Raw genomic sequence first — 22,035 nt, forward strand, 5'->3', positions numbered from 1 at the left:
CCCCGGCGCGCTGAAGATCCTGGTCAGCCGAACCCGCCCGCCGGAACAGGCCGAACGCGCCGCGTTAGCCCTGGGCGCCGAGCTCATCGGCATGGGCTCGGCCGGCGCCAAGACCATGGCCGTCGTCCGCGGCGAGGCCCACGCCTATGTCCATGCCGGCGGCCAGTACGAGTGGGACAGCTGCGCGCCCGTCGCGGTCGCCGCCGCCGCCGGCCTGCACGTCTCCCGCATCGACGGCTCACCGCTGATCTACAACTGCGCCGACCCCTACCTGCCGGACCTGCTGGTCTGCCGGAAGGAACTGAGCGCGGAGCTGCTGAAGGCTCTGGCTTAGCCTGCCTGAGGGCTGGATTCTCGAGACACTGTTGCGCCTGGCAGCCGAAAGCCGTTGGTATGTTTTATGCTAAGTCCTATGGGTATTGTAGGATTATGGGGCGAAACATGTCAGACCAGGCAGCACTCAGCAATCGAGCTTCTGAACATCATCTTCGCTCTCTGGTGAAGGGAGTGAGCTGGCGTTTCATTGGCAGTCTCGACACCTTTGTCCTTAGCTTGCTCGTAACCGGAAACGCGAAATGGTCGGTGTCCATCGCGTCGATCGAGGCCTTGACCAAGATCGCCCTCTACTATTTCCACGAGCGTGGGTGGGAGCGGTTGCATTGGGGACGCGAGGCCGAAGCCCACTGGCGGTCCGTTGCGAAAGGCGCAAGCTGGCGCGTTGTAGCGACGTTGGACACCTTCATGCTGAGCTGGCTGGTTACGGGTAGCGTCAAGACGGCTGGAACCATTGCGAGCTTCGAGATTCTCACGAAGATCGCCTTGTTCTACCTACACGAGCGCGGCTGGAAGCTGATCCCTTGGGGACGCTGAGTGCAGGCATCGGCGGATAACTCGCCGGCTTAGGTGCCTGGGTTCACTGGATTGTTCTTGATTGCTGCACGCAAAATAGAGGCCCACCCCAAACTGATTGGGTGGAGCTTACATATGATTGAGTTGGTTTCCGATCATATCGCGTGACCGAATTCGCCAACATCCACCCGCAGGAAATCATGATCTAACGTAAGCTATTTCCCGGGAAAAGGACTTCTGGGCAGCGCAGACGCCCACCGAGCGCCCAGGGAGGTCTGCGCTGTCGGCCGCCCTGATCTCCGCGTGGCCCTCCGACCTTATGACGACGATTGATGGCGACGGAGAAAACATCTCATACTTGATTAAATAAGAAAGAACCGCTTCTATACTCTTGGAAGGACGCCCCGTTCATTCATGCAAAACTTATCGCGCACCCGATTTACGCTGCCAGGGCGCGGAAATATTGGCTCAGCATCGCGGCCTAGGCGCTCAGACCACCAAATGAATTGAGCAACACCACAGCCTCCCGCATCGCCGGAAAAGTACGCTCATAGAGGTACGGATTGCCCTATGGTCCGCTGGGATCGAGTCTGTGGTTACTGCGAACGATGGCCCGGGCATTCGCTTGCGATGGTTCTAAGCCAGACGACTAGCTATGGCGTGGCCAGAATGCGGGCACCAACCACGCCCCAACCCGACGACCACGGGAATCTTAAGCTTAATACACCCGCTGAGAGCGCGATCTGTCGCCTTGGCCGAACGCCGTGGTACCTATTACGATAGGAATCAGCCCTGGAAGCTCTCGGGCGCGCGTTAAAAGATTAATAGGAACGCATATGCCGGAAGTCATAGTACGCAAGCGAACCGGCAAGCGGAATGGCAGCGTCAACTATCGCATTCACCGCTGGTTCTACCGCCACAGGCCCATGGTCGCGGTTGCCGCGGCCTTCTTGATTTTCGCGTTCGGCGGATACTTGATCGCAAAGGCGCTGTTGCCGTCCACCGCCGTCGGGGGCAGCGAAGCCATGTACTCAACTCCGCCGTCTTAGGTCTAAGTCCCGCGGGATTGACCACATGACGCATCTAGATCTTCTCGAACAGAGCGACAATCTCCCTCGCGAATCACCTTCAGGCAGACATGGATATCCGTGGGAACGCGGATTGGTCATAATCTCAGCATAGTCTTGAACATATCTATGTCGAAGCCGCACTGGTGAAGCTCAGGTCTTCGTCCTAGACGCTATGAGGGTCCGAATAGTGGCTTCGACACGGCGAGCGATGCTATTTGCAGGCCTCCTGGCGCTCTCGCCCGTTGGCGCATTAGCCGCCGTCGCTGAGCTCCACAGCATTGACGAACTGCGAGCTCTGACGACTCCGGTGGAAACGTGTATAGTCAGCGGATACTACTCTGCCGCCGACGGTGGTGGCGGGGTCTTCACCCTAAGCTCCGCAGACGCCCACCTTGCCGATGATGGGGGAACTCTCATCGTTGATGTATTGGGACGGCGCTGGAAGCGGCTCCATTCCGGCCCACTTGAGGTTTCATGGTTCGGCGCAAAGGGCGACGGAAAATCAGACGACACAGCTGCTGAAGCCCGGGCATGGGCGGCATTGGCGGCCCTTTGCGCGTCGGGGCGCCCGGCGCAGCTCCGATATGGGCCGGGCTCTTACCTATCCACGGCCCCAAGGCTCGCGCCGGATGCGAACGGCTGGGAGGTAATTGGCGAGGGAATGCCCACTCTCATCATGGCGACAGACAATACCGAACAAATCGTGTTCGCGCCAACCACGACCAGGTATGGATTTAAGCTCGACAGATTGACCTTCGCTTGGTCGCGAGACCAGTCCTTCGCGAATAAGAACGCGATCGGGTTTGCTTTTAAACCGACGCAGTCGATACCGAACGGCGTTTATGACTTTGAATTCTCTAGATTGGTAGGCATAAATGGGTACCGCCTAATCTCAATACATCCGGATGTAATTAGCGCTGGTTTCAATTTCCCAACTTGGGGCGCCAAACTGGACCAAATTACCTCCTATCGAAAGATGAGCGGCGCGGCCATCGCTTTAGGGAACTTTGGAAATGGCGGAGCGCCCCGCATTCTGATTGATAACTTCTATGCGCAATCAGAAAGCGTTCTGGAAGATGTCATTATTCTCTCCCAGATGACGAGTGTCGGCGGACGCAATTGGGAGTTCAATCTTGGACGTGGTAGACAGTTCCTGATCGCCTCGTGTAGAGAGATACACCTCGAGAATGTACGATTTGAGCATTGTCGTTTGATCTTCAATCAAGACTCGCTTTGCTCAATTAGCGGGCGGAATGCGACGGGCGCGATACTGGGATTTGAAATTCAGAGTCTGTCGGTCGAAACGACTGGCCAAGTCTATGGCTTCGACTGCTTTGGCTCTTCAGTCCGAATTGACGACGTATTCGTCGATAGCGTCGTCGAAACCTCTAGCGGAAGCCTGAGGGTTCTCCGCCCTCGCGAAGGGGGCAATATCGAGTTAGGGGGAAAGTTTCAAATCGGCGCCGCCGGCCTTCGCTCAATAGGGCGCACCAAACTCGTCGAACCATTGGACGCGAAGGGCGTGCGGAGAGTGCAGGCGGGCCGAACCTAACTGCTCAGTTCCTGATACTAACGACGGGCCATCAACCTCTACGCGCCGCGTCACCATAGAACTGAATTCATGCGTTGCGAGGGCGCGCCCCTGCTCTTGACCTTCGATAGCGAGGCAAAATCTACACGGCGACACGCTTCAAAAACCCTTCGAAGGCAACAGACTGCTACAATCTGCTCCGCACCCCGCGCAAATTCTGACCGCCCACCAGGATTATGTGTCTAATACTGGGACTCGACTTCACTTTTACAATCCTCAAATTGTTGAGCGCCGGCCGCGCATCGACCCAATGAGAGCCAAGCGGCATCGCTACTCGTGGCGACAGCGCTGCCTCGGGTCAAGCCGCGCCCATTCGGGAAGATAGTCTCGCCACCAAACAGGGCTAAGAGTCACATGAACAGGCCAACTCCCAGCAAACTGCATCCATATACCTGTCGATTCATGATTCCCCGAGTGCTGCAGGCCAACCGTGCGGAGGAAACCCTGCATCACTTGGCGCTGAGGCCACGCTGCCCGAAAGCCGCTGTTCGGTTGCATCCATCAGCCTGAGGTCGGCGTCGCAGGTCACGATTTGCGACTAAGCGCGAGCCACGTGTGTAGCTTGAGCGAACCCGACCCAAAACTGGTTAACTTTCACCCCCAAAGACTTGAACCCTGATCACCTAGAGGGACAGCCAACAAGATCTCTGCAGCATAGCTACCAGCATCTATCCCATACGGGGCAATGGTGATCTGTGGGACCGTCGCCATTGGATGACGCAACCACCACAACTTGAGCGGTTGGGTTGGGCTGGCCCAACCTCTTTTCGGCCTGACGCCTCAGGATTCGGCGTACCCCTCAAACACCTCGACCTCGTTCCGCGAGCCCAGGATCACCGGCACGCGCTGGTGCAGGCCCGTGGGTGTCACGTCGAGCATCCGTCCGGCCCCGCCCGCGATCGACTTGCCGCCGGCCTGTTCGACCAGGAAGCTCATGGGATTGGCCTCATACATCAGGCGAAGTTTGCCGGCCTTGTCGGGCTCGCGCTTGTCCCACGGGTACATAAAGATGCCCCCTCGAACCATGATCCGGTGCACATCGGCGACCATAGCGGCCACCCAACGCATGTTGAAATCCTTCCGACGCGGGCCGTCCTTGCCCGCAAGGAGGTCATCGATATAGGCGCGCACGGGCGGGGCCCAGTGGCGCATGTTCGACATGTTGATCGCGAACTCCTTGGTGTCCGCCGGGATCTGCATGTTCTCGGAGGTCAGGACCCAGGTCCGGTCGGCGGGATTGAGGGTGAAGCCGAACACGCCGGCGCCCAGGGTCAGGACCAGCATGGTCTGGGGGCCATATACCGTATAGCCGGCGGCGACCTGCTCGCGGCCGGGCTGCAGGAAGGACGAGATGTCCGGGGTTCCTCCCGGCGCCTTCAGGATCGAGAAGATGGTGCCGATCGAGACATTAATGTCGATGTTGCTGGACCCATCGAGCGGATCGAACAGCAGGAGGTAAGGCCCCTGGGTCTTGCAGGGATGGATGTCCTCCATCTCCTCCGACGCCATGGCCGACAGCTGGGGCGAGCCCTCCAGGTTCTTCAGAAGAAGGTCGTTCGACAGGACGTCCAGTTCCTTCTGGACCTCGCCCTGCACGTTCTCGACGCCGCGCGAGCCGAGCACGCCGGTCAGAGCTCCACCTGCCACCAGGCCAGAGATGGTCACGCAGGAGGCGGCGACCTCCTCGATCAGGCTGATCAGTTCCGCCGGCGCGGGGACCCCGCCGATCTTGTGTTGCAGCAGGAAGGCGGTGAGGTGGGTCTGGGTCATTCTAGGCTCGTTCGGATCGGGACTGGCGGCATCTTGGCGGTTTGGACGGGCGGGCCTGCAATTCGCGGGCCCTCTCCTATCAGACCCCGTCGACTTCGCGGATATTGTCGATGCCCACCGTCTTCAGGGCGGCGATCAGTTCGGCGACCGTGCCTTCCAGCTCTACGGGATCGCGGCCGCGCAGGACCAGGTTCGAGCCGAAGCCGCCCTCGCCATAGAAGGGATAGCTGCCCAGGCTCATGGCGGGGTGAGCCTTCGCGACCGCCTCAAGCGGCGCGGCCAGGGCGCCCTCGCCTGAGCCCTCCACCCGGACCGTGCGCGAAATCACCACGGCGCCGGAGCGCAGCCGCGGGCCCACATCCTCCAGCATGCCGCGCATGATCTGCGGCACCCCGGCCAGGACGAAGACATTGCCGATGGTGAAGCCGGGCGGCCCCTGGACCGGGTTCTTGACCAGATCCCCGCCGACCGGCACCCGGGCCATCCGCCGGCGGGCAGCGTTGAGTTCGGCGCCGAAGCGGGCGGTCATCAACTCCAGGATCTCGGGATGCTCATAGAGCTCGACCCCGAAGGCGGCGGCCACGGCGTCGGCGGTGATGTCGTCGTGGGTCGGGCCGATGCCGCCGGTGGTGATCACATAGTCATAGCGGGCGCGCAGCGCGTTCAGAGCCGCGATGATCTCTTCCATGATGTCTGGGACGGTGCGCGCCTCGGCGAGATCGACCCCGTGGTCGCCCAGATACTTGGCGATGTCGCGCAGATTGGTGTCCTGGGTCCGGCCCGACAGGATTTCATCGCCGATGATCAGCACCGCGGCCGTCACCACCTCGCCTTGCGCTCCGCCCGGGCTGCCCATGGGACTCGTCTCCGCCTCAATGCTTGATCAGTTCTGGACTAGCCGCCTTGCCCCGCCGGCCACAAGGGCGAAACCGCTCGCGGATCCGATCATCCGTTGGGCTTATCCCGCCGGCGCAGCTATGGGACATCCATGCTGTTTCCCTCGCCCCTGGTCCGCGCTCAGCTTGTCAGTCGCTACAAGCGCTTCTTCGCCGATGTCGTGCTGGAGGACGGGACCGAGCTCACCACTCACTGCCCCAATCCTGGGGCCATGCTGGGCCTGAACATGCCGGGCCTGCCCTGCTGGATCTCACGGTCCGACGATCCCAAGCGCAAGCTCGCCCACACCCTGGAGCTGGTCGAGGTCGATGGCGGCCTGGTGGGGATCAACACCATGCACCCCAACCGGCTGGTCGCCGAGGCCCTGGCGGCCGGCGCCATAACCGAACTGACCGGCTACGCTTCCGTCCGGCGCGAAGTGAAATATGGCGCGGCGAGCCGAGTGGACTTCCTGCTGGAGGATCCGGACCGTCCGCCCTGCTGGCTGGAGATCAAGAATTGCCACTTGAGGCGCGAGGGGACCCTGGCCGAGTTCCCCGACTGCGTCGCCGCCAGGTCAACCCGCCACCTCGCCGAACTGGAGGCGATGGTCGCCGAAGGCCATCGCGCCGTGGCCCTGTTCGTCATCCACAGGACCGACTGCGATCGGTTCTCTGCGGCCGCGGACAAGGACCCGGCCTTTGCGCAGGCCTTGACGCGTGTCGCCGCCGCCGGGGTCGAGGTGCTCTGCTATGCCTGTGACATCTCGCTCGAGGCTGTGAGGATCAGCCATCGCGTCCCGTGGATCGGCGACGGCCTCACCCCCGCAGTTTGACCGCCACGTCGCCCCGCGTTGATTTCACCGCTGCGCCGCAGGCGCCTGCGAACACATATGGCGGTCGACCTTCGACATCCATGCGGACGGGGACCGCCCATTGCGGCAGATCCCCCAAACGCTGCACCAGAGCCCAGATCGCCAGAAGAAACGGGCCGCCCAGCTGGCCCGAGCGCCGTGGGCCTTGTCCTACTCAAAATGGCCATCTTCGCTTTGACACCTAAGCGGTCTAACACTGCACCCATAACGCGTTGAGCTGCGTTCTATAGCCAAGCGCCAACGCGACGCAGCGCCCCAAGTCATCCGGAGTTCGGCCTCCGCCTGTCACCGACAGCCCGCCCAAACTTAAGGAGACTTCGATGTCTGACGCCCCGCCCCCGCCGCTTGATCCCTTGCGCACCATCCGTGGTGAGGGACTGCCCGCGGAGACGCCAACCCCGGCCCGATTGCAGGGCTGGATGGCCATTGGTCTGGCGGTCTTGTTGGCCCTGGTCATGGTCATGATTGTCCTCAATCGCAATCATCGTATCGCCGGGGCGGCCGCCGCGGATGACGCGCGGTCAATCGCTCAGGCCAAGTCCGCCAAACCTGAAGATCTCTCGCCAAGCGACGCCGCCGCGTCGGCGCTCGCCACCTCAAATGAAGTGGACGCCCAAGCGGCCAAGGCGGAACATGAGGCGCATGACGGAGACGCCCGCCCGCCTCAAGCGCCGCCTAAACCTTAGCTCAACCCAATGCCCAAAATATTGATCAACCCCCCGATGTTCGCCCACCGGATCTCGATGTGACCAAACCCCTTAAGCGCCGGCGCCTTGCGCGCCGCCCGGCCAAACTTCCGCCGTCGCGGTCTAAGGCCGAGCGTTCCTTTGGCTTCAAACGGATCGCCGCGCTGCTCTTTGCCGGCGTGACGATGTGGGCGCTTGGACTATGGGCCATGGACCGGCAAGCGGTCCGAGAGCGCCAGAGCGCGCTAGAGGAGGCGCAGGCGATCTTGCAGGCCAAGGCCAGCGCAGAGCTCTCCTCTTTGCGCGCCCTGCAACGATCAGACGCGCACGCGAAACCGCCAGTCGACACACCCTGGGCCTTGGCGCCGGTCAGCCTCGCTGCGGCTTCACAGCCCCGCAAATGACGACCGCCCGTTTTCCGAATAACGGCCCGTTAGCGGCCCCCTCAACCGTCCGTCACGCCGCGGCGCGGAACAGATCCAGCATCCAGCCGGCTTGCTGGCCCGCAATGGCCAGGGTCTGGGTCGCCAGGCTTTCGCGCACCTGGCTCGCCTGTAGCTTGGCGGAGTCCTTGGCGAGATCGGCGTCGACGATATTGCCGATCCCAGCTTCGAGGGTGTCGGCAAGGTGGTTGGACATATTGATGCGACGTCCGACCATGGTCGATTGGGATCCGAAATAGGCCGCGGCGCTGTTGGCCTGGGCTAGGGCGCCGTCCACGGCCGACAGGACGCCGTCGGGAGTCAGCTGGTCGAGGTTGTCGAGGCCCAGCCAGTCGGAGGTCATGGGTCGATAGCCGAGCTTGATCGCGTCCCCGTCGGGCGAGGCCAGGAGCGATTCAGACCCGCGCAGCGGGGTGAAGGTCAGGCTGTTGATCACGAAGCCTTGCGGGTTTGAAGACGGCCTCGGGTTGGAGTGAAAGTCAAAGCTCACGGTCGCGGGCCCCGAGGCGGCCGGATCACTCCAGTCGCCATAAGCGATCGGCTGGGTGACCTGGGCGGCGTGGCCCAGCGACTGGGGCTGCCACCAGTTGACGGTCATGCCGCCGCCCGCGCCCGTGATCTGCATGCTGGGCATGCTGAAGGCATAGGGCACGGTCACCACCATGTTCAGGGTGCCCGCCTCGCCTGACATCGCCACCGATGAGGTGAAGTTCGCGCCGCTGCTCGCCGAGGGGGTCAGGGTGATCGGCGAGGTCGCCTTGGCGACCAAGAGATTGACGCCGCCGAAGCTCGAGGCCTGGGCGGCCGAATTCACCCGCGACACCAGATCCTGCAGGTCGGCGAAATAGGAGGCCCGGCTGCTGGCGTCGAGGCCGGGATCGGTTAGGGCAAGCGCCTTGGCGCGCATGTCGGTCAGAGTGTCGGATATGCCCTGGGCCGCGGTCGTGGCGACGTCCAGGATCGACTGGGTCCGGTTGAGGGACTCCGAGACCGTCCGCCAGCCACCCAGTTCGCTGCGCATGGTCTGGGCGATCGAATAGGTCGCCCCGTCGTCGGCCGGGCCGGCCACCTTGAGGCCCGTCGCAATGCGATTGCGCAACTGGGCGGACTCCGCCGTCGCGCTCGCCAGGGCTTGGCGGGCGGACATGGCGCCGACATTGGTAAGCAGGGAGCTCAAATACAACCAGGCATAGTTTGCAATCTATATCGTCGTTATTTGAGCTTCCTCCAGTAAATCCGCGCTTAATTGTCGCGCTTCATTTCGATTCAGCCTTTGTCAATTCAAGTGAACGCGACCTTTACAGGCGCCGTCAGATGAACGCTTCCGGCGACGTCGGGGCCAGCGATTGCCCGGCTCGCCGTTGCGGATTTGTGCTAGACACGCCAATTATTCGGTGAGCGCCTCGACGGACTGGGGCGTCGCCAGACTGTCCGGAGCCTCCCATGTCCCTCACCGACGTCCTCGAAGCCGAGCATCGGACCGGTAAGATCAAGCTGCATGGCCCCGAGGGCTTTGAGGGCATGCGCGCCGCCGGCAAGCTGGCGGCGGAGTGCCTGGACATGCTGACCCCCTACGTCCAGCCGGGCGTGGTCACCGACGAGCTCGACCGCCTCGCGCGGGAGTTCATTCTCGACCATGGCGCCCTGCCCGCCTGCCTGGGCTATCGCGGCTACACCAAGACGGTCTGCATCTCGCCCAACCATGTGGTCTGCCATGGCATTCCGGGAGAGCGGGCCCTACGCGAGGGCGACATCGCCAATATCGACGTCACCCTGATCATCGATGGCTGGCACGGCGACCACAGCCGCATGTACGGCGTTGGCGCCATCGCGCCCCGCGCCAAGCGCCTGATCGACGTGACCTATGAGGCCATGCAGAAGGGCCTGGACGCCGTGAAGCCCGGCGCCCGCACCGGCGACATCGGTCATGCCATCCAGACCTACGTGGAAGCGCAGCGCTGCTCGGTGGTCCGCGACTTCTGCGGCCATGGCCTGGGTAAGGTGTTCCACGACGCGCCCAACATCCTGCACTTCGGCCAGAAGGGCACCGGCGAGCTCCTGCGCCCCGGCATGTTCTTTACGATCGAGCCGATGGTGAACCTCGGCAAGTATCAGGTGAAGCTGCTCTCCGACGGCTGGACGGCGGTCACCCGCGACAAGTCGCTCTCGGCCCAGTGCGAGCACTCGATCGGTGTGACCGAGACCGGCTACGAGATCTTCACCGGCTCGCCCCAGGGCCTGTTCAGGCCTCCGGTGACCGTCGCCTAAGGGCAGGTCTGCGACCTACCCTGCGGCCTGCGCCGCCAGGGTCTTGAGCCGCTCCTGGCACGCGGCTTCCACCGCGGCCTTCAACACGTCAATCCGCTCCACCATCCAAGCGAGCTCTTCCTCTGTCACCTTGTAATGACGGGAGTAGCGCGCCTTGACATAGGCGGCGCGGAGCAACTCGAAACAACGTCGCTCAAACTTCGTTTCGGCGGGCCAAACCGCTCTAAACTGTGAGTTCAGGGGTTCGGCTAAATTTCTCAGACGAATAATATTGTGTGACTTAGGAGTATATAGCGTCAATACCAAGAGAACGCATACGTAGAGACGCTCAACTGCCTGGTGCAATTCGAACGCCGCCAGCTTCAACTTGCCTCGCTCTCCCGCAAAATTTGCCTGATCGATGAAGTCGCAAGCACTGTCGAAATAGTCATCGAAATAGCCTTGCGCCTCCTCAAGCGCCGTCTCCGGCGCTAACGGACGCGGGTCAACGAAGTCCGCGCCTGGAACCTCAAACAGCGCGATCCCATCGCGCACGATGTCCATGAAGAAGTAGCGCCCGCGGGAGAGCTGGTCGTTCACATCGGCCAGGCTGTGGACGATGAAGTTCACCGGCGTCCGAAGCCGCTGCCCGGCCGACAGCTCGGACAAAAGCCGCGCCTCCGCGGATTCCCAGAACTCCAGAACGTCGGTGAGCTTCTCGTCGCTGACCACGACCAGGAGGTCATAGTCCGAGAAATAGCGCCCCACCGGGTCCTCAACCCAATCCCCGCGGGCGTAGCTGCCAAAGAGGATGATCTTCAGAATCTGGCCGTCCCGGACGCCGTCGGCCTTACGCCCCGCGATCGCCTTGGCGAACTCTTCGCGCAAGATCTCGACGACCAGCTGCAGCTCTCGCCGCTTGCCGGCTGGAAGGTGATCAAGGCTCGTACGCATGGTCCTTATGTCGCCGCAACCGCGCGGCCTCGCAAGGCCGCGTTCGACGCGCGCCGCACGACTGAACTCTCGCTTGAGCATGGAGCGCTCCTGCAATCAGACGCGAGAGGTTACCACGCTGTCCTGGCCCCCGCCCGGCCCAAGCGGTGGAAATTCCAACGCCTCCGCAAGGAACTTGCGGCCGATCACGCGCCGATCGCGCGAAACCCTCAGCGATAGGGTCGCAGCTGCTGGCTGCAGTGCCGCAGCGCCCGGGCCATCCGCCATTCGACGGTTTTCACCGACAGTCCCAAGGTCTGACCGATCTCGTCATAAGTCATCCCCTCCATGCGGGCCAAGAGGAAGACCGCCCGATAGGGCTTGGGCATGCTCAAGATGATGTCCTTCAAGACCAGGGTCTCGACTTGGCTCGCGACCTCCACCTGGGTCGCCTGGCCCAGACTCTCCTGAGCCAAGGCCGCGCCGCGCACATGGCGGTGCTCATAGAGCGCCTGATCCTGGGCGAGATTGACCGCCACCCGCATCAGATAGGCCTTAGGATGGACGAGAACCTCCGCCTGAGGCCCCGACCTCGCCAATCTCAGATAGGTCTCCTGGGCCAAGTCTTCGGCGGCCTCGGACCCAAATCTCAGCTTCAAGCGCCGCAGAAGCCAGTCGGCATAGGTGCGATAGAGCGCGCCCAGCCCCCTCGATCCGCCATCCTCAACATCGTCGCGCTGGCCCATAGCCCCGCTCCTCGGTTTGGGTGAGGGGCGCCGCGCACACGGCCAAATGCGGAATCGCTTCAAGGGGCGCCGCGCCCAGATGAGCGCGCACCACCGCCAACCCAACGAAAGGTCGGCTCGTCCTGCGAAGGGGATTCCACGCCCCTGCCGAGACTGCGGCCCCGGCAGGGGAATCATTGATCAAGATCGAAGTTTTTGCAACGCATGGTTAGGTCTGCGTCGCCCAGATGGGGGCGGGCGTTGGAATGTGCTCGCAGAGAGCACCCCACGACTTCAGCCCTGACCGCCGCCAACGCTTGGGCCAAGCCCTTGCGAACCCCTGGCTCTAGGTCAGCGCCTATCTAGCGGCGCCCGCGCCCTTAGCTTTAGGACTGGGGCCCGGTCGGAGCAAGACCAGGTGCGCCTTGGGGGTGGCGCCTGCGGTCCGCGCCTAAGGGCTAGCTCAACCATTTAAAGGGTTTGACCAGCCAAAGCCTGAGGCGCCATGGTCCAGACCCTGGCGGGCCGCCTCTCAAGTGGGGCTCGCCGCTCCTTTCGCGCCCGAACCTCCAAGGCGACGTCATCTGCGTGTCTGCTCCTGATCCCCACGATCCGCGCCTTCAGGCTGAAGCCGCCGAGTGGTTCGCCAAACTCGGGCAGCGGGCGATTTCGTCCGCCGATCTGATGGCCTACCGGGAGTGGCGCCGCGTGCCGGCTCACCGGGCCGCCTATGAGGCGGTCGAAGCCGTCTGGACAGCCTCTGCCGCGCTCAAATCCGATCCGGAGATTCGCGCGGCGACTGAAGAGGCGCGCCAGTCGAACAAGTCCGGCCTAGGGGCTCCGCCTGTGATCGCCCGGGTCCGGTGGACGGCGCTGGCCGTCCTGGTCGTGCTGGGCGGCGCCATCGCGCTGCAGGTCGCTCAGCGCGGCCAGACCTACGCCACGGGGCCGGCCGAGCAGAGGATCATCACCTTGCAGGACGGCTCGCGGGTGCGCCTCGACACCCGCAGCCAAATCCGCGTGCGGTTTACGCCCCAGGCCCGCGACATCAGCTTGGCGAGCGGTCAGGCCCTGTTCGAGGTCGCCCACGACCAGACCCGTCCCTTCACGGTGAGCGCCGGGGCGACGCAGGTGCGTGCCGTCGGCACCCGCTTCGATGTTCGCCGAGACGGCAATGCGGCGCGCGTGGTGCTGATTGAAGGGGTGGTCGAGGTGCGGCGGGCCGAAACGCGCGCGCCCATTCGTCTGCAACACGGCCAGGCCTTGCCCGCCGCCGCGACCCAACCTCAGACGGCGGACCTTGAGGCGGCGACCGATTGGACCGAAGGCCGTATCCGGTTCCAGGCGACGCCCCTGAGAGAGGCCGTGGCCGAGGTCAATCGCTACAGCCGCCAAGCGATCGTTTTGGACGCTGGGACCTTGAACGACGCCAAGGTGAGCGGGGTGTTCAACGCCGGCGACACCCAGGCCTTTATCGGCGCGGTCAGCGACCTCTTCAACCTGAAGGCCGAGCCTGAATGGGACGGTCGGATCCGGCTGCGCCCCCAGGGCTAGGCCCGCCCATCGGCCGCTTGGGTCCGAAATCCGGCTCGTCCCCGCAAGACTCTTGCGGATTTCGCGGCGCGGCCGCGATTTTCCACCGTGACGGGCGATTTTCCGACTTCACAGGCGAAACACACATCTGGAGGGTGCGTTCGAGGAGTCCAAGAGGCTGAATTCCAACCCCTCACCCTCTCAGATTGCACCGCCCTATGTCCGAGCTTTCGCGTCCCACCCCCAGTCCCCTCACCCAGACCCTGCGTGCGATCCGCCATAAGCGCGGCTTAAGGGCCTGCGATATCGCCCGGCGTATGGGCTTGGCCTTGCGGACTTACGAGTATTTCGAGGCGCGCGCGGAGCGACTGTCGTGCGAAGATCTCCTCCGGTTCGCCAAGGCCGCCGATTGCGACGCCTACGCGCTTCTGGCCAGCGCCGCGCTGAATCACAGCGATTTGGCCTTGGCCTGCGTCGACAACAAGGTCGGCGAAGTCCTGACCCTGTTGTTGGACGAATTCCTCGGCGAGCTCGGCGCCGCCGCCGACCATCTGTCGCCGCAGCAGGCCCAGATCGCCTTTTCACAAGCTTTCCGCAGACTGGCCCACGAGCTCGCCCAGGCGCGTTCGCTTTCGTCTGCGCCACCTTCAGACACGGCCCCTTGAGCCCTCTGGCAGGAGTACGCCATGCCGCCCAAATTCAGCATCGCCCAACCTCGCCTCCACGAAACCCACGGGCTCTCCTATCGACAGCTTGAGTGTCTGGCCTGGGTCCATGAAGGCAAGAGCGCCAATGACATCGGCCTGATCTTGGGCATCTCCGGACGCACGGTCGAAAAGCACCTGCGCCGCGCCTGCGAGAACCTGGGCGTGCGCGCCCGGGTGCAGGCCGTGGTGCGCGCCCGCGACCTTGGCGTCCTGGTGATCCCTGCCGCCCGCGATCTGATCGATGCCCCCCGCCGATCCTGGGACGCGTCCCGCGAGCGCTCGGAGCCTGCAGAGCGGACGCCAGCCGGTGAGGCGCCTCCGTCAAGGGCGTGAATCTACGCCCTCAGAGGGCGTAGACTTGCGCATCGCGTGAGCGGGCGGTTCGGCGCCACCCTTGCGCCATGTCCGCCTCACCCGCCTCATCGATCCGCGACGCCCGGCTTGGGAGACCCCAGCCATGCTGAGCCTGCCCGCCGCCTTGGTGCTCGCTCAGGTCTGCGCCGCGCCCGCCGATCCGACCACACTCTTGTCCGTCGTGGCGGTGGAAAGCCGGTTCGAGCCCTGGGCCATTGGGGTCAATGGATCCCCAGCCAAGAGCCTTCACCCGACCTCGCGCGAGGCGGCGGAAGCCCTGGCCCGGCAGCTCTTGGCCCAAGGGCGAAACCTCGACCTCGGCCTTGGCCAGATCAACCACCGCAATCTGAGCCGTCTTGGCCTCACGCTTGAAGACGCCTTCGACCCCTGCCGCAACCTCGCCGCGGCCCAAGCCGTGCTGGCCGCGAACGGCGAGACCGTAGCCACGCCCGACGCCTGGCGCCGGGCCCTGTCGCGCTACAACACCGGCGGCCCGACCCGGGGCCTGGCCAATGGCTATGTCGCCAAGGTCACCCGCGCCGCGGCCGAGATCGGCCCGCAGGTGCGCGCGCTGCGCGACGGCCTGGCGGGGGATGCCCCGCGGGCTGCGTCCGCGCCCGCGAGACCGGACTTCGTGATCGTTCCGCGCCCCTTATCCGCAACCGGAGACCTGCCGTGATCCCCTCCCCTTGCCTCCTGGCTTCTCCCAAACCCCGAACGCTCGCCCTCCTGGCTCTGGCCGGTGTGGCGATCGCCACCCCAGCCTTGGCCCAGAGCAGCGGCGCGGCCGGGAATATCGGCGGCTTCCTGCAAAACCTGATCGATCTCTTGAACAGCAGCGTCATTCGCGGCCTGGCGATTATCGCCATCATCCTCACTGGCATCGCCTGGATGTTCGGTCACCTGGATCTGCGGCGCGCCGGCACGGTGATCGTCGGCATCATCGTAATCTTCAGCGCCTCGACCATCGTCGACCTGATCACCGGCGGTCAGGCGGGAGGTTAGCCATGGCCGAGGCTCCGCTGGTCGAAGACATCCTGTTCCTGGCCTGCACGCGCCCGGCCATGGTCTGGGGCGCGCCGATGGAAGCCATGGCGATCAACATCATGGCGACGTCGGTGCTGTTTCTGGCCGCGCACAATCTGGCCTTTCTATTGGTGGCGCCGGCCCTGCACCTGGTGTTTCGCGCCATCACCCGCACCGATCCCAACGCCTTTCGGGTGCTGCGCTGCTTTCTCGACACCAAGGCGCGCAGCCCCCGTCCGCGATTTTGGGGCGGCAGCTCCATGAGCCCTTTGCGGCTGGCCCGAGGCCGCCATGTCTAAGGCCTTCGCCCCTGCGCCTATGGCCCAAGCCCGCGCCGACGAGGTCGAACGCGTCCTGCCCTATGCGCGCCACGTGACCGAGGAGATCGTTAGCCTGGATAGCGGCGCCTTGCTCACCGTCTTCCAGCTGGACGGGGCGAGCTTTGAGACTGCGGACGCTGAGACCCTCAATGACTGGCACGAGAAGCTCAACGGGGTCTGGCGCACGCTGGCCGGCGAGCGCCTGGCGCTTTGGCATCATCTGATCCGCAAGCCCTGCGCCGACTATGCCCCGGGCGCCTTCGCCTCGGCCTTCGCAGAGCGTCTGGACCGCGCCTATGGCGCGCGCCTGCAGCGGACCCAGATGTTTGAGACGGCGCTCTATCTAACCCTGGTCATGCATCCCAAGGCCGGTGTTCTCGGACGGCTGGATCGCGCGCGCCCAGAGGCCTCAGACCTCGCCCAGGCGATCAAGCGCCTGGAGGACGCCGCCCGCGACCTCGCCCAAGGCCTTGGCCGCTATGGGCCGCGCCGTCTCACGGTGCGCCAGACCGGAGGGCTTTGGATCTCAGAGCCCATGAGCCTCTTCCATCAGCTGCTGACGGGACGCGAGGGCGCCTTTCCCCTGGTGCGCGGCCATTTGGGCGCAGCCCTCTATGACACCCGCCTGATCTTTGGGCGCGAGGCGCTGGAGATCCGAGACCTAGCTGAGAGCCGGTTCGCGGGCCTGCTCGGCGTCAAGGAATATCCGCCGGCGACCCGGCCGGGTCTCTGGAACAGCCTGATGAGCGCGCCCTTCCCGCTCGTGGTCAGCCAGTCCTTCGCCTTTCTCTCCAAGACGGCGGCGCGCACGGTTCTGGAGCGCAAGCAAAACCAGATGCTGAGCGCGCAAGACCGCGCGACCTCGCAAGTCGATGCGCTCGATGACGCCCTGGACGCTTTGATCTCCAACCGCTTCGTGATGGGAGAGCATCAGGCGAGCGTCATGGTCTATGGTCAGACCCTCACCGAGCTCGCCGAGCGTCTGGCCCAGACCCGCGCCCTGTTGTCGGACGCAGGCCTGGTGGCGGCGCGGGAAGACCTGGCGCTGGAGGCCGCCTTCTGGGCGCAGTTTCCCGGCGGCTTTCGGTTTCGGGCGCGGCCGGCGGCGATCACCAGCCGCAACTTTGCGAGCTTTGCGCCCTTCCACACCCACCCGGTTGGGCGCGCAGATGGCGTCCATTGGGGCCAAGCGGTCGCGCTTTTACGCACCACCGCCGGCTCCCCCTACCATTTCAATTTCCATCTCGGCGACGTCGGCCACAGTTTCATCTGCGGCCCCTCCGGCGCCGGCAAGACGGTGTGGCAAAACTTCCTGCTGGCGCAGCTGGAGAAGCTGCAGACCACCCAAGTTCTGGTCGACAAGGACCGCGGCTCGGAGATCTTCGTGCGCGCGCGCGGCGGAACCTATCTGACCTTCCGTCCCGGTCAGCCTATGGGGCTTGCGCCCTTCAAGGCGCTCGATTTCACGCCAGCTCACCGCCGGTTCTTGGCCCAGCTGGTGCGGCGCCTGGCGGGCCCGCAAGCCTTAAGCGCCCGCGAGGCTGACGCCATCGATGCGGGCCTGGCCGCCTTGGCGCCCCTGCCGCGGGCCCAGCGCTCCTTGGGCGCCTTGCGCACCCTGCTGGGACAGGCCGACGCCGAAGGGCTGGGCGCACGCCTCTCGCGCTGGACCGCGGGCGGTCCGATGGGCTGGGCGCTCGACAACCGCGAAGACGACCTCGCCCTGGAGGATCGGCTGATGGGGTTCGACATCACCCATCTCCTGGATGACCCCGAGCTGCGCACCCCGATCCTGATGTACCTCTTCCACCGCCTGCAGGGTCCGGCCGATGGCCGCCGGCTGGTGATCGATATTGATGAGTTTTGGAAGGCGCTTGGGGACGAGGCGTTTCGGGGTCTGGCGCAGGATGGGCTGAAGACCTTCCGCAAACAGAACGCGATCATGGTGCTGGCCACCCAGTCGCCGGCCGACGTGCTGGCCTCGCCGATCGCCCACACCCTGCTCGAGCAGTGTGTCACCAAGATCTTCCTGCCCAATCCTCAAGCCCAGGCCCGCGACTATTGCGACGGCTTCGGGCTCAGCCCCCGCGAATTTCAGTGGGTTCGCCAAGACCTTTCAGGCGCGCGTCGCCAGGCTCTGATCAAGCAGGGCCTTCATTCGGTGGCCGTCGAACTGCGTCTGGACGGATTGGACGATGAGATCGCCATCCTGTCAGGGCGGACCGAAACCGTTGATCTGCTGGAGCGCCTGCGCGCCGAGGTCGGCGACGACTATCATCAGTGGGCGGGACCCTTTCAGGCGGCCCGGCGGGGGCTCGCATGACCCGCCGCGCTCGCCTTACCCTTCTGCTCATCGTCCTGGCGGCCAGCGCGCCGGGGACGGGCGCGCCCAGACCCTGGTCTATGACGCGAGCGCCTACGCCAAATTGGTTGAAGAGGCCCAGACCGCCCTGCAGGCGCTCGATCAGATGAAGACTGAGGTGAGCCAGGGCAAAGCTCTGCTCGACAGCCTGAACACCGCCTCGGGCGCACAAGCCCTGGTCCCGGAGCTTAACCAGCTCGGCCTCGATCACGTGCTGCCAGATCCGACGGCCTATCTAAATGCGCCGGGACATTTGTCAGACCTGGGCGGCTTGGCCCAGGCGGCCCAGGCCTATCGGGAGGCGCAGCGGCTCTATCGGGCCGATCCCAGCGACGCCAAGGGCCAAAGCCTGGAGGCCGCAGGCGACCGCAGCGCGCGCGATCTCGCCATCGGTCAAGCGATCGCCACGGACAGCCAAGCGCGCGCCGAGAGCCTGATGGCCTTGCAGGCGGCCTTGGGCGAGGCGGGCGATGTGCGCGGGGTCCTGGACCTGCAAACCCGATGGGCTGGGGAGCAGGCGCGGCTGACCAATGACCAGATCCGCCTGCAGGGCCTGCAGATCAGCCGCGAGGCCGAGGCCGCGCTCGCCCGGCAACGCGACGCCGAACGCGCGCGGGCGGCCAGCGATGCGCGCCTTGAGCTCTATCGACAGGCGTTCTGACCATGGCCGGCGAGTTCAAGATCTTTTCGCCGGCCTATGCGGCGCTCGACGAGAAGCTGCAGGGGGTCTTGCAGGAGCGCTTGGGCGCGGTGATCGCCCAGACGGCGCCCGCCGTGCGGGCCGCCTTGGTGCTCTATGTGCTGCTCTATGGCGTGGCGATCCTGCGCGGGGCCATTCGCGAGCCGGTGATGGATTTCGCGGTCCGGTCCGTCAAACTCGCCATCATCACCGCGCTCGCCACCACGCCGGCCTATGGGACCTGGGTCACCGAGCCCCTCTTCCACACCCTGCCCCAGACCTTGAGCCAGGCGCTCGGCGCGGGCGATCTGGGTGATCCCGGCCAAGCCTTCGACCGGTTCTTGGCCCATGCGAGCTATGTCGCCGAGAAGATCGGGCGCGAGGGCGATATCACCAATCTCATGCCCTATGTGGTGTCGGGCGCCGTCTATGTGACCGGCGCGCTGACCGCGGCGGCGGGCTTTGGCGGGTTCATGGTGGCCAAGGCCGCGCTCGCCCTCATCTTGACCCTTGGCCCCATCTTCATCGCGTGTGCGCTATTTGACGCCTCGCGGCGCTTCTTCTTCGGCTGGCTGTCTCAGGCGGTGAACTATCTCGTCTTGATGGCCCTGCTCCTGGCCGTGATCCAGATGGTGCTCGATCTGGTCGCCGCCCAATGGGGCCAGATCGACAGGCTCGATCCGATGGTGGGCGGCGTCCTCTTCATCGCCCTGTCGCTCCTGGGCGCGGTCTTCTTCACCCGCACCCCGGCCATAGCCGCGGGCCTGGCCGGCGGGGCGAGCGAGGGCCTCGCTGACCTTGCAAGCCTCACCTTTACCGCCCTGCGGCGCGCCAAGGATCGCGCGCAAAAGACCGGACGCGGCTCATGAAAACGCGCTTCGTGCTCGCCCTCACCCTTTGGCTCTTCGGCTGCCAATCCCTGCCGCACGCGAAGCCCGCCGTCTGTGACGGACGCCATCTGCGTCCCGCCAATCCCCCGGCGGCGACAAATCCCCAGACCGTCCCCGATCCTAAGAGCCTCAAGCCCTGCGGAGGTCGGCCATGAGCCTTGGACGCGATCCGGCGGTGGCGGCCTATCTCAAGGAGGCCAGGGGCTGGGAGGCGGACCGCTTGCAGGCGGCCCGGCGCAGCGTGCGCATCGCCTGGACCTTGGCGGCGGTCGCCAGCGGGCTGGCGATCGCAGGCGTGGCCGCGGTGGCCGCGCTCGTCCCCTTACATCGCGTGGAGCCCTTCGTGGTGCGGGTCGATCGCACCACCGGCGCCGTCGACATCATGACCGCGCTCGCCGGCCCGCAGCCTCAGACCTATGACGAGGCAGTCAGCAAATACTTCCTGGGCCTCTATGTGCGCGCCCGCGAGGGTTGGGCGCCGGAGGCCGCCGAGGCCAATTTCCGCCAGGTCTCGATCCTGTCGGCGCCGAGCGAGCAGCAAAGATGGGGCGACGCCTTCCGCCCCTCCAACCCTCAAAGCCCGCAGACCCTGTGGGCCGACCATGCGCGCGCCTGGGTCGATATTCGCGCGGTGAGTTTCCCCGCGCCGCACCTGGCCAGCGTGCGCTTCCATCGCACGGTGCGCGACGCCTCGGCCGCCAGCGAGAGCGATTGGATCGCCACCATCGCCTTTGACTACGTCCAGGCGCCGATGGCGGAGGCCGATCGCCTGCGCAACCCCTTGGGCTTTCAGGTGACCAGCTATCGCGCCGATCCGGAGATTGTCCCATGAACCGGCTCTTGATGGCGGGGCTGGCGAGCCTGACCCTGGGAGCCGCCGACCGCAGAATCCAAACCCAGATCTATGATCCGGCGGCGGTCGTGCGCCTGGAAGGCGCCTATCGCAGCGCCCTGGAGGTGGTGTTTGACCCCGACGAGACGATTGCGCACGCCGCGCTGGGCGACACCACCGCCTGGGACCTGGTCGCTGACCGCAATGTGCTCTTCCTGAAGCCCAAGGCCGATCACGGCCCCACCAATCTGATCGTCACCACCGATCAAAGCTCCGGCGGGTCAAAGACCTACGTTTTCGCGCTGGAGATCAGCCGTCGTTCCGACTTCCACCGCCAAGGCCTCTATGTCCTGAAGTTCCGCGATCCGGCCAAGGACCAGGCCAAGCTCCAGGCCGATCTCGCAGCGCGCAGCGCCAAGCTCACCCAAGACCTCACGGCCCTGAAACTCGCCCATGGCCCCTTAGAGGGGCCGCGCAATCTCGACTATCTGGTCCAGGGTCCGGCCGAGTTGGCGCCGCTCGAAATCTCCGACAACGGCCAGTTCACCCTCCTGCGGTTTCGTCCCGACCAACCCCTGCCGGCGCTCTATGCGGTGGGCGCCGACGGCGTGGAGAGCTTGACGGCCTTTGACGTCCGGCAAGACGCCATGGTCGCCCATGCGGTCGCCCCTCAGTGGCGCTTGCGGATCGGCCGCCAGGTGGTCTGCCTCTATAACCGCGGCTTCGGACGCCTGCCCCCGCCGCCGCGCACCGGCGCGGCCTCGACGCAGGTGGAGCGGCAGAACCGCCCCGCCCCGGAGGCTGCGCGATGAGCGATCTGCCTCCCGACCCCGTCGGCGACCGTGGCGTCTCACCGGTCGCCGCTCCCCTCACGCCGCGCCGCTTGGGGCGCTGGGCGAGCCTCATCGGGCTGGCCACGGCTCTGGTCCTGATCGGTCTGGCGAGCCTGCCCTCGCGCCGAGCGCCCCCGCCGCCTGCGCCGGCCCGCCAGGTCGTCGCCTTCGAGCCCGCACGCCCCACCTTAGACAACCCCGGCCCCAATCCGCCCAAGCTCAGCGCCGCCCCTGCGGCCGCCTCGGACGAAGCCTCCCGATCAGCCGCGTCAGACGCAGCGCGTACGGCGCCGCCGGGGTCCGGCGATGCGACGGCGCCCCCGTCTGCGGCGGCCGCCCAGGCCGCGCAAGCGCGCGCAGACCTGCGCGCCATCCGCGCCGCGCCGATGATCGCCTTCGCGCGTGGCCAGCCGGCCTCGACGGCGCCGCGCGCTC

Annotated in this window: 23 protein-coding genes and 1 pseudogene; 19 read left to right on the forward strand and 5 right to left on the reverse strand. The window is 65.1% G+C overall.

The features are described from left to right. From MQH10_RS24315 to MQH10_RS24325, 3 genes are all read left to right on the forward strand, one after another. A partial coding sequence (locus MQH10_RS24315; RefSeq protein ID WP_336605219.1) for an inositol monophosphatase family protein occupies positions 1-334 on the forward strand: 334 nt, incomplete at its 5' end. Between the two features lie 107 nt (positions 335-441). Further along, positions 442-870 (forward strand): DUF2061 domain-containing protein, encoded by a 429-nt coding sequence (locus MQH10_RS24320; protein WP_242566563.1) that lies wholly within the window; start codon positions 442-444, stop codon positions 868-870. 1,710 nt (positions 871-2,580) lie between these two features. Beyond that, positions 2,581-3,471, forward strand: coding sequence for a hypothetical protein (locus tag MQH10_RS24325; RefSeq protein ID WP_242566564.1), 891 nt, complete (start codon positions 2,581-2,583; stop codon positions 3,469-3,471). An 819-nt stretch (positions 3,472-4,290) separates the two neighbouring features. Here MQH10_RS24325 and MQH10_RS24330 read toward each other — a convergent pair. After that, the gene (locus MQH10_RS24330; protein WP_242566565.1) at positions 4,291-5,280 is read right to left on the reverse strand and encodes a class 1 fructose-bisphosphatase; all 990 of its coding nucleotides are present in this window, start codon (positions 5,278-5,280) and stop codon (positions 4,291-4,293) included. Between the two features lie 79 nt (positions 5,281-5,359). Then, positions 5,360-6,136: a competence/damage-inducible protein A gene (locus MQH10_RS24335; RefSeq protein ID WP_242566566.1), complete on the reverse strand. Its 777-nt coding sequence runs from the start codon at positions 6,134-6,136 to the stop codon at positions 5,360-5,362. Between the two features lie 132 nt (positions 6,137-6,268). Between MQH10_RS24335 and sfsA the strand changes: the two genes are divergently transcribed. From sfsA to MQH10_RS24350, 3 genes are all read left to right on the forward strand, one after another. Further along, a complete protein-coding gene (gene sfsA / locus MQH10_RS24340) occupies positions 6,269-6,991 on the forward strand; it encodes a DNA/RNA nuclease SfsA (protein ID WP_242566567.1) in 723 nt (240 codons plus the stop codon). Positions 6,992-7,350: 359 nt separating this feature from the next. Then, the gene (locus tag MQH10_RS24345) at positions 7,351-7,716 is read left to right on the forward strand and encodes a hypothetical protein (RefSeq protein ID WP_242566568.1); all 366 of its coding nucleotides are present in this window, start codon (positions 7,351-7,353) and stop codon (positions 7,714-7,716) included. Positions 7,717-7,775: 59 nt separating this feature from the next. After that, positions 7,776-8,120 carry a hypothetical protein gene (locus MQH10_RS24350; RefSeq protein WP_242566569.1) on the forward strand — a complete coding sequence of 115 codons (345 nt, stop codon included), beginning with the start codon at positions 7,776-7,778 and terminating at the stop codon, positions 8,118-8,120. Between the two features lie 52 nt (positions 8,121-8,172). Here the strand turns inward: MQH10_RS24350 and MQH10_RS24355 are convergent, their stop codons facing one another. Then, positions 8,173-9,336, reverse strand: coding sequence for a flagellin N-terminal helical domain-containing protein (locus tag MQH10_RS24355; RefSeq protein WP_242566570.1), 1,164 nt, complete (start codon positions 9,334-9,336; stop codon positions 8,173-8,175). 266 nt (positions 9,337-9,602) lie between these two features. Here MQH10_RS24355 and map point away from each other — a divergent pair, with 266 nt between their 5' ends. Further along, entirely contained in the window at positions 9,603-10,427 is an 825-nt protein-coding gene (gene map / locus MQH10_RS24360) for a type I methionyl aminopeptidase (protein WP_242566571.1), read from the forward strand. 15 nt (positions 10,428-10,442) lie between these two features. Here the strand turns inward: map and MQH10_RS24365 are convergent, their stop codons facing one another. Then, on the reverse strand, positions 10,443-11,441 hold the full coding sequence (locus MQH10_RS24365; protein ID WP_242566572.1) for a HEPN domain-containing protein: 999 nt from the start codon (positions 11,439-11,441) through the stop codon (positions 10,443-10,445). 128 nt (positions 11,442-11,569) lie between these two features. Continuing rightward, on the reverse strand, positions 11,570-12,085 hold the full coding sequence (locus tag MQH10_RS24370) for an RNA polymerase sigma factor (RefSeq protein WP_242566573.1): 516 nt from the start codon (positions 12,083-12,085) through the stop codon (positions 11,570-11,572). Between the two features lie 567 nt (positions 12,086-12,652). Between MQH10_RS24370 and MQH10_RS24375 the strand changes: the two genes are divergently transcribed. The 12 genes and pseudogenes from MQH10_RS24375 to MQH10_RS24430 form a co-directional block, all read left to right on the forward strand. Continuing rightward, the gene (locus MQH10_RS24375; RefSeq protein WP_242566574.1) at positions 12,653-13,618 is read left to right on the forward strand and encodes a FecR family protein; all 966 of its coding nucleotides are present in this window, start codon (positions 12,653-12,655) and stop codon (positions 13,616-13,618) included. Positions 13,619-13,815: 197 nt separating this feature from the next. Continuing rightward, positions 13,816-14,262, forward strand: a complete 447-nt coding sequence (locus MQH10_RS24380; RefSeq protein ID WP_242566575.1) for a hypothetical protein — start codon at positions 13,816-13,818, stop codon at positions 14,260-14,262. A 21-nt stretch (positions 14,263-14,283) separates the two neighbouring features. Continuing rightward, a complete protein-coding gene (locus tag MQH10_RS24385; RefSeq protein WP_242566576.1) occupies positions 14,284-14,637 on the forward strand; it encodes a helix-turn-helix domain-containing protein in 354 nt (117 codons plus the stop codon). A gap of 124 nt (positions 14,638-14,761) precedes the next feature. Next, positions 14,762-15,337 carry a lytic transglycosylase domain-containing protein gene (locus MQH10_RS24390; protein ID WP_242566577.1) on the forward strand — a complete coding sequence of 192 codons (576 nt, stop codon included), beginning with the start codon at positions 14,762-14,764 and terminating at the stop codon, positions 15,335-15,337. Next, entirely contained in the window at positions 15,334-15,663 is a 330-nt protein-coding gene (locus MQH10_RS24395) for a TrbC/VirB2 family protein (RefSeq protein ID WP_336605221.1), read from the forward strand. The genes MQH10_RS24390 and MQH10_RS24395 overlap by 4 nt, the downstream gene beginning before the upstream one ends. 2 nt (positions 15,664-15,665) lie before the next feature. Further along, entirely contained in the window at positions 15,666-15,983 is a 318-nt protein-coding gene (locus MQH10_RS24400; protein WP_242566579.1) for a VirB3 family type IV secretion system protein, read from the forward strand. Then, positions 15,976-18,327 (forward strand): VirB4 family type IV secretion/conjugal transfer ATPase, encoded by a 2,352-nt coding sequence (locus MQH10_RS24405; protein WP_242566580.1) that lies wholly within the window; start codon positions 15,976-15,978, stop codon positions 18,325-18,327. Before MQH10_RS24400 ends, MQH10_RS24405 begins: the two co-directional genes overlap by 8 nt. Then, complete coding sequence (locus MQH10_RS24410; RefSeq protein WP_272887132.1) at positions 18,236-19,027, forward strand: type IV secretion system protein; 792 nt, start codon at positions 18,236-18,238, stop codon at positions 19,025-19,027. Before MQH10_RS24405 ends, MQH10_RS24410 begins: the two co-directional genes overlap by 92 nt. Before the next feature lie 2 nt (positions 19,028-19,029). Beyond that, positions 19,030-19,914, forward strand: a complete 885-nt coding sequence (locus MQH10_RS24415) for a TrbL/VirB6 family protein (RefSeq protein ID WP_242566582.1) — start codon at positions 19,030-19,032, stop codon at positions 19,912-19,914. A 172-nt stretch (positions 19,915-20,086) separates the two neighbouring features. Further along, positions 20,087-20,767, forward strand: a complete 681-nt coding sequence (locus MQH10_RS24420; protein ID WP_242566583.1) for a VirB8 family type IV secretion system protein — start codon at positions 20,087-20,089, stop codon at positions 20,765-20,767. Further along, positions 20,764-21,579, forward strand: coding sequence for a TrbG/VirB9 family P-type conjugative transfer protein (locus MQH10_RS24425; RefSeq protein WP_242566584.1), 816 nt, complete (start codon positions 20,764-20,766; stop codon positions 21,577-21,579). Before MQH10_RS24420 ends, MQH10_RS24425 begins: the two co-directional genes overlap by 4 nt. Then, positions 21,576-22,035: pseudogene (locus MQH10_RS24430) on the forward strand (hypothetical protein); the annotation flags it as partial. The gene MQH10_RS24425 and the pseudogene MQH10_RS24430, both read left to right, overlap by 4 nt.

It is taken from the genome of Phenylobacterium aquaticum, assembly GCF_022695515.1.
Lineage (GTDB): Bacteria > Pseudomonadota > Alphaproteobacteria > Caulobacterales > Caulobacteraceae > Phenylobacterium > Phenylobacterium aquaticum.

Bases quoted from the DNA above. Each gene is read 5' to 3' on its own strand.
- MQH10_RS24320 (WP_242566563.1), top strand. From the start codon at position 442: ATGTCAGACCAGGCAGCACTCAGCAATCGAGCTTCTGAACATCATCTT.
- MQH10_RS24325 (WP_242566564.1), top strand. From the start codon at position 2,581: ATGCCCACTCTCATCATGGCGACAGACAATACCGAACAAATCGTGTTC.
- MQH10_RS24330 (WP_242566565.1), bottom strand. From the start codon at position 5,280: ATGACCCAGACCCACCTCACCGCCTTCCTGCTGCAACACAAGATCGGC.
- MQH10_RS24335 (WP_242566566.1), bottom strand. From the start codon at position 6,136: ATGGGCAGCCCGGGCGGAGCGCAAGGCGAGGTGGTGACGGCCGCGGTG.
- sfsA (WP_242566567.1), top strand. From the start codon at position 6,269: ATGCTGTTTCCCTCGCCCCTGGTCCGCGCTCAGCTTGTCAGTCGCTAC.
- MQH10_RS24345 (WP_242566568.1), top strand. From the start codon at position 7,351: ATGTCTGACGCCCCGCCCCCGCCGCTTGATCCCTTGCGCACCATCCGT.
- map (WP_242566571.1), top strand. From the start codon at position 9,603: ATGTCCCTCACCGACGTCCTCGAAGCCGAGCATCGGACCGGTAAGATC.
- MQH10_RS24365 (WP_242566572.1), bottom strand. From the start codon at position 11,441: ATGCTCAAGCGAGAGTTCAGTCGTGCGGCGCGCGTCGAACGCGGCCTT.
- MQH10_RS24370 (WP_242566573.1), bottom strand. From the start codon at position 12,085: ATGGGCCAGCGCGACGATGTTGAGGATGGCGGATCGAGGGGGCTGGGC.
- MQH10_RS24380 (WP_242566575.1), top strand. From the start codon at position 13,816: ATGTCCGAGCTTTCGCGTCCCACCCCCAGTCCCCTCACCCAGACCCTG.
- MQH10_RS24385 (WP_242566576.1), top strand. From the start codon at position 14,284: ATGCCGCCCAAATTCAGCATCGCCCAACCTCGCCTCCACGAAACCCAC.
- MQH10_RS24390 (WP_242566577.1), top strand. From the start codon at position 14,762: ATGCTGAGCCTGCCCGCCGCCTTGGTGCTCGCTCAGGTCTGCGCCGCG.
- MQH10_RS24400 (WP_242566579.1), top strand. From the start codon at position 15,666: ATGGCCGAGGCTCCGCTGGTCGAAGACATCCTGTTCCTGGCCTGCACG.
- MQH10_RS24405 (WP_242566580.1), top strand. From the start codon at position 15,976: ATGTCTAAGGCCTTCGCCCCTGCGCCTATGGCCCAAGCCCGCGCCGAC.
- MQH10_RS24415 (WP_242566582.1), top strand. From the start codon at position 19,030: ATGGCCGGCGAGTTCAAGATCTTTTCGCCGGCCTATGCGGCGCTCGAC.
- MQH10_RS24420 (WP_242566583.1), top strand. From the start codon at position 20,087: ATGAGCCTTGGACGCGATCCGGCGGTGGCGGCCTATCTCAAGGAGGCC.
- MQH10_RS24425 (WP_242566584.1), top strand. From the start codon at position 20,764: ATGAACCGGCTCTTGATGGCGGGGCTGGCGAGCCTGACCCTGGGAGCC.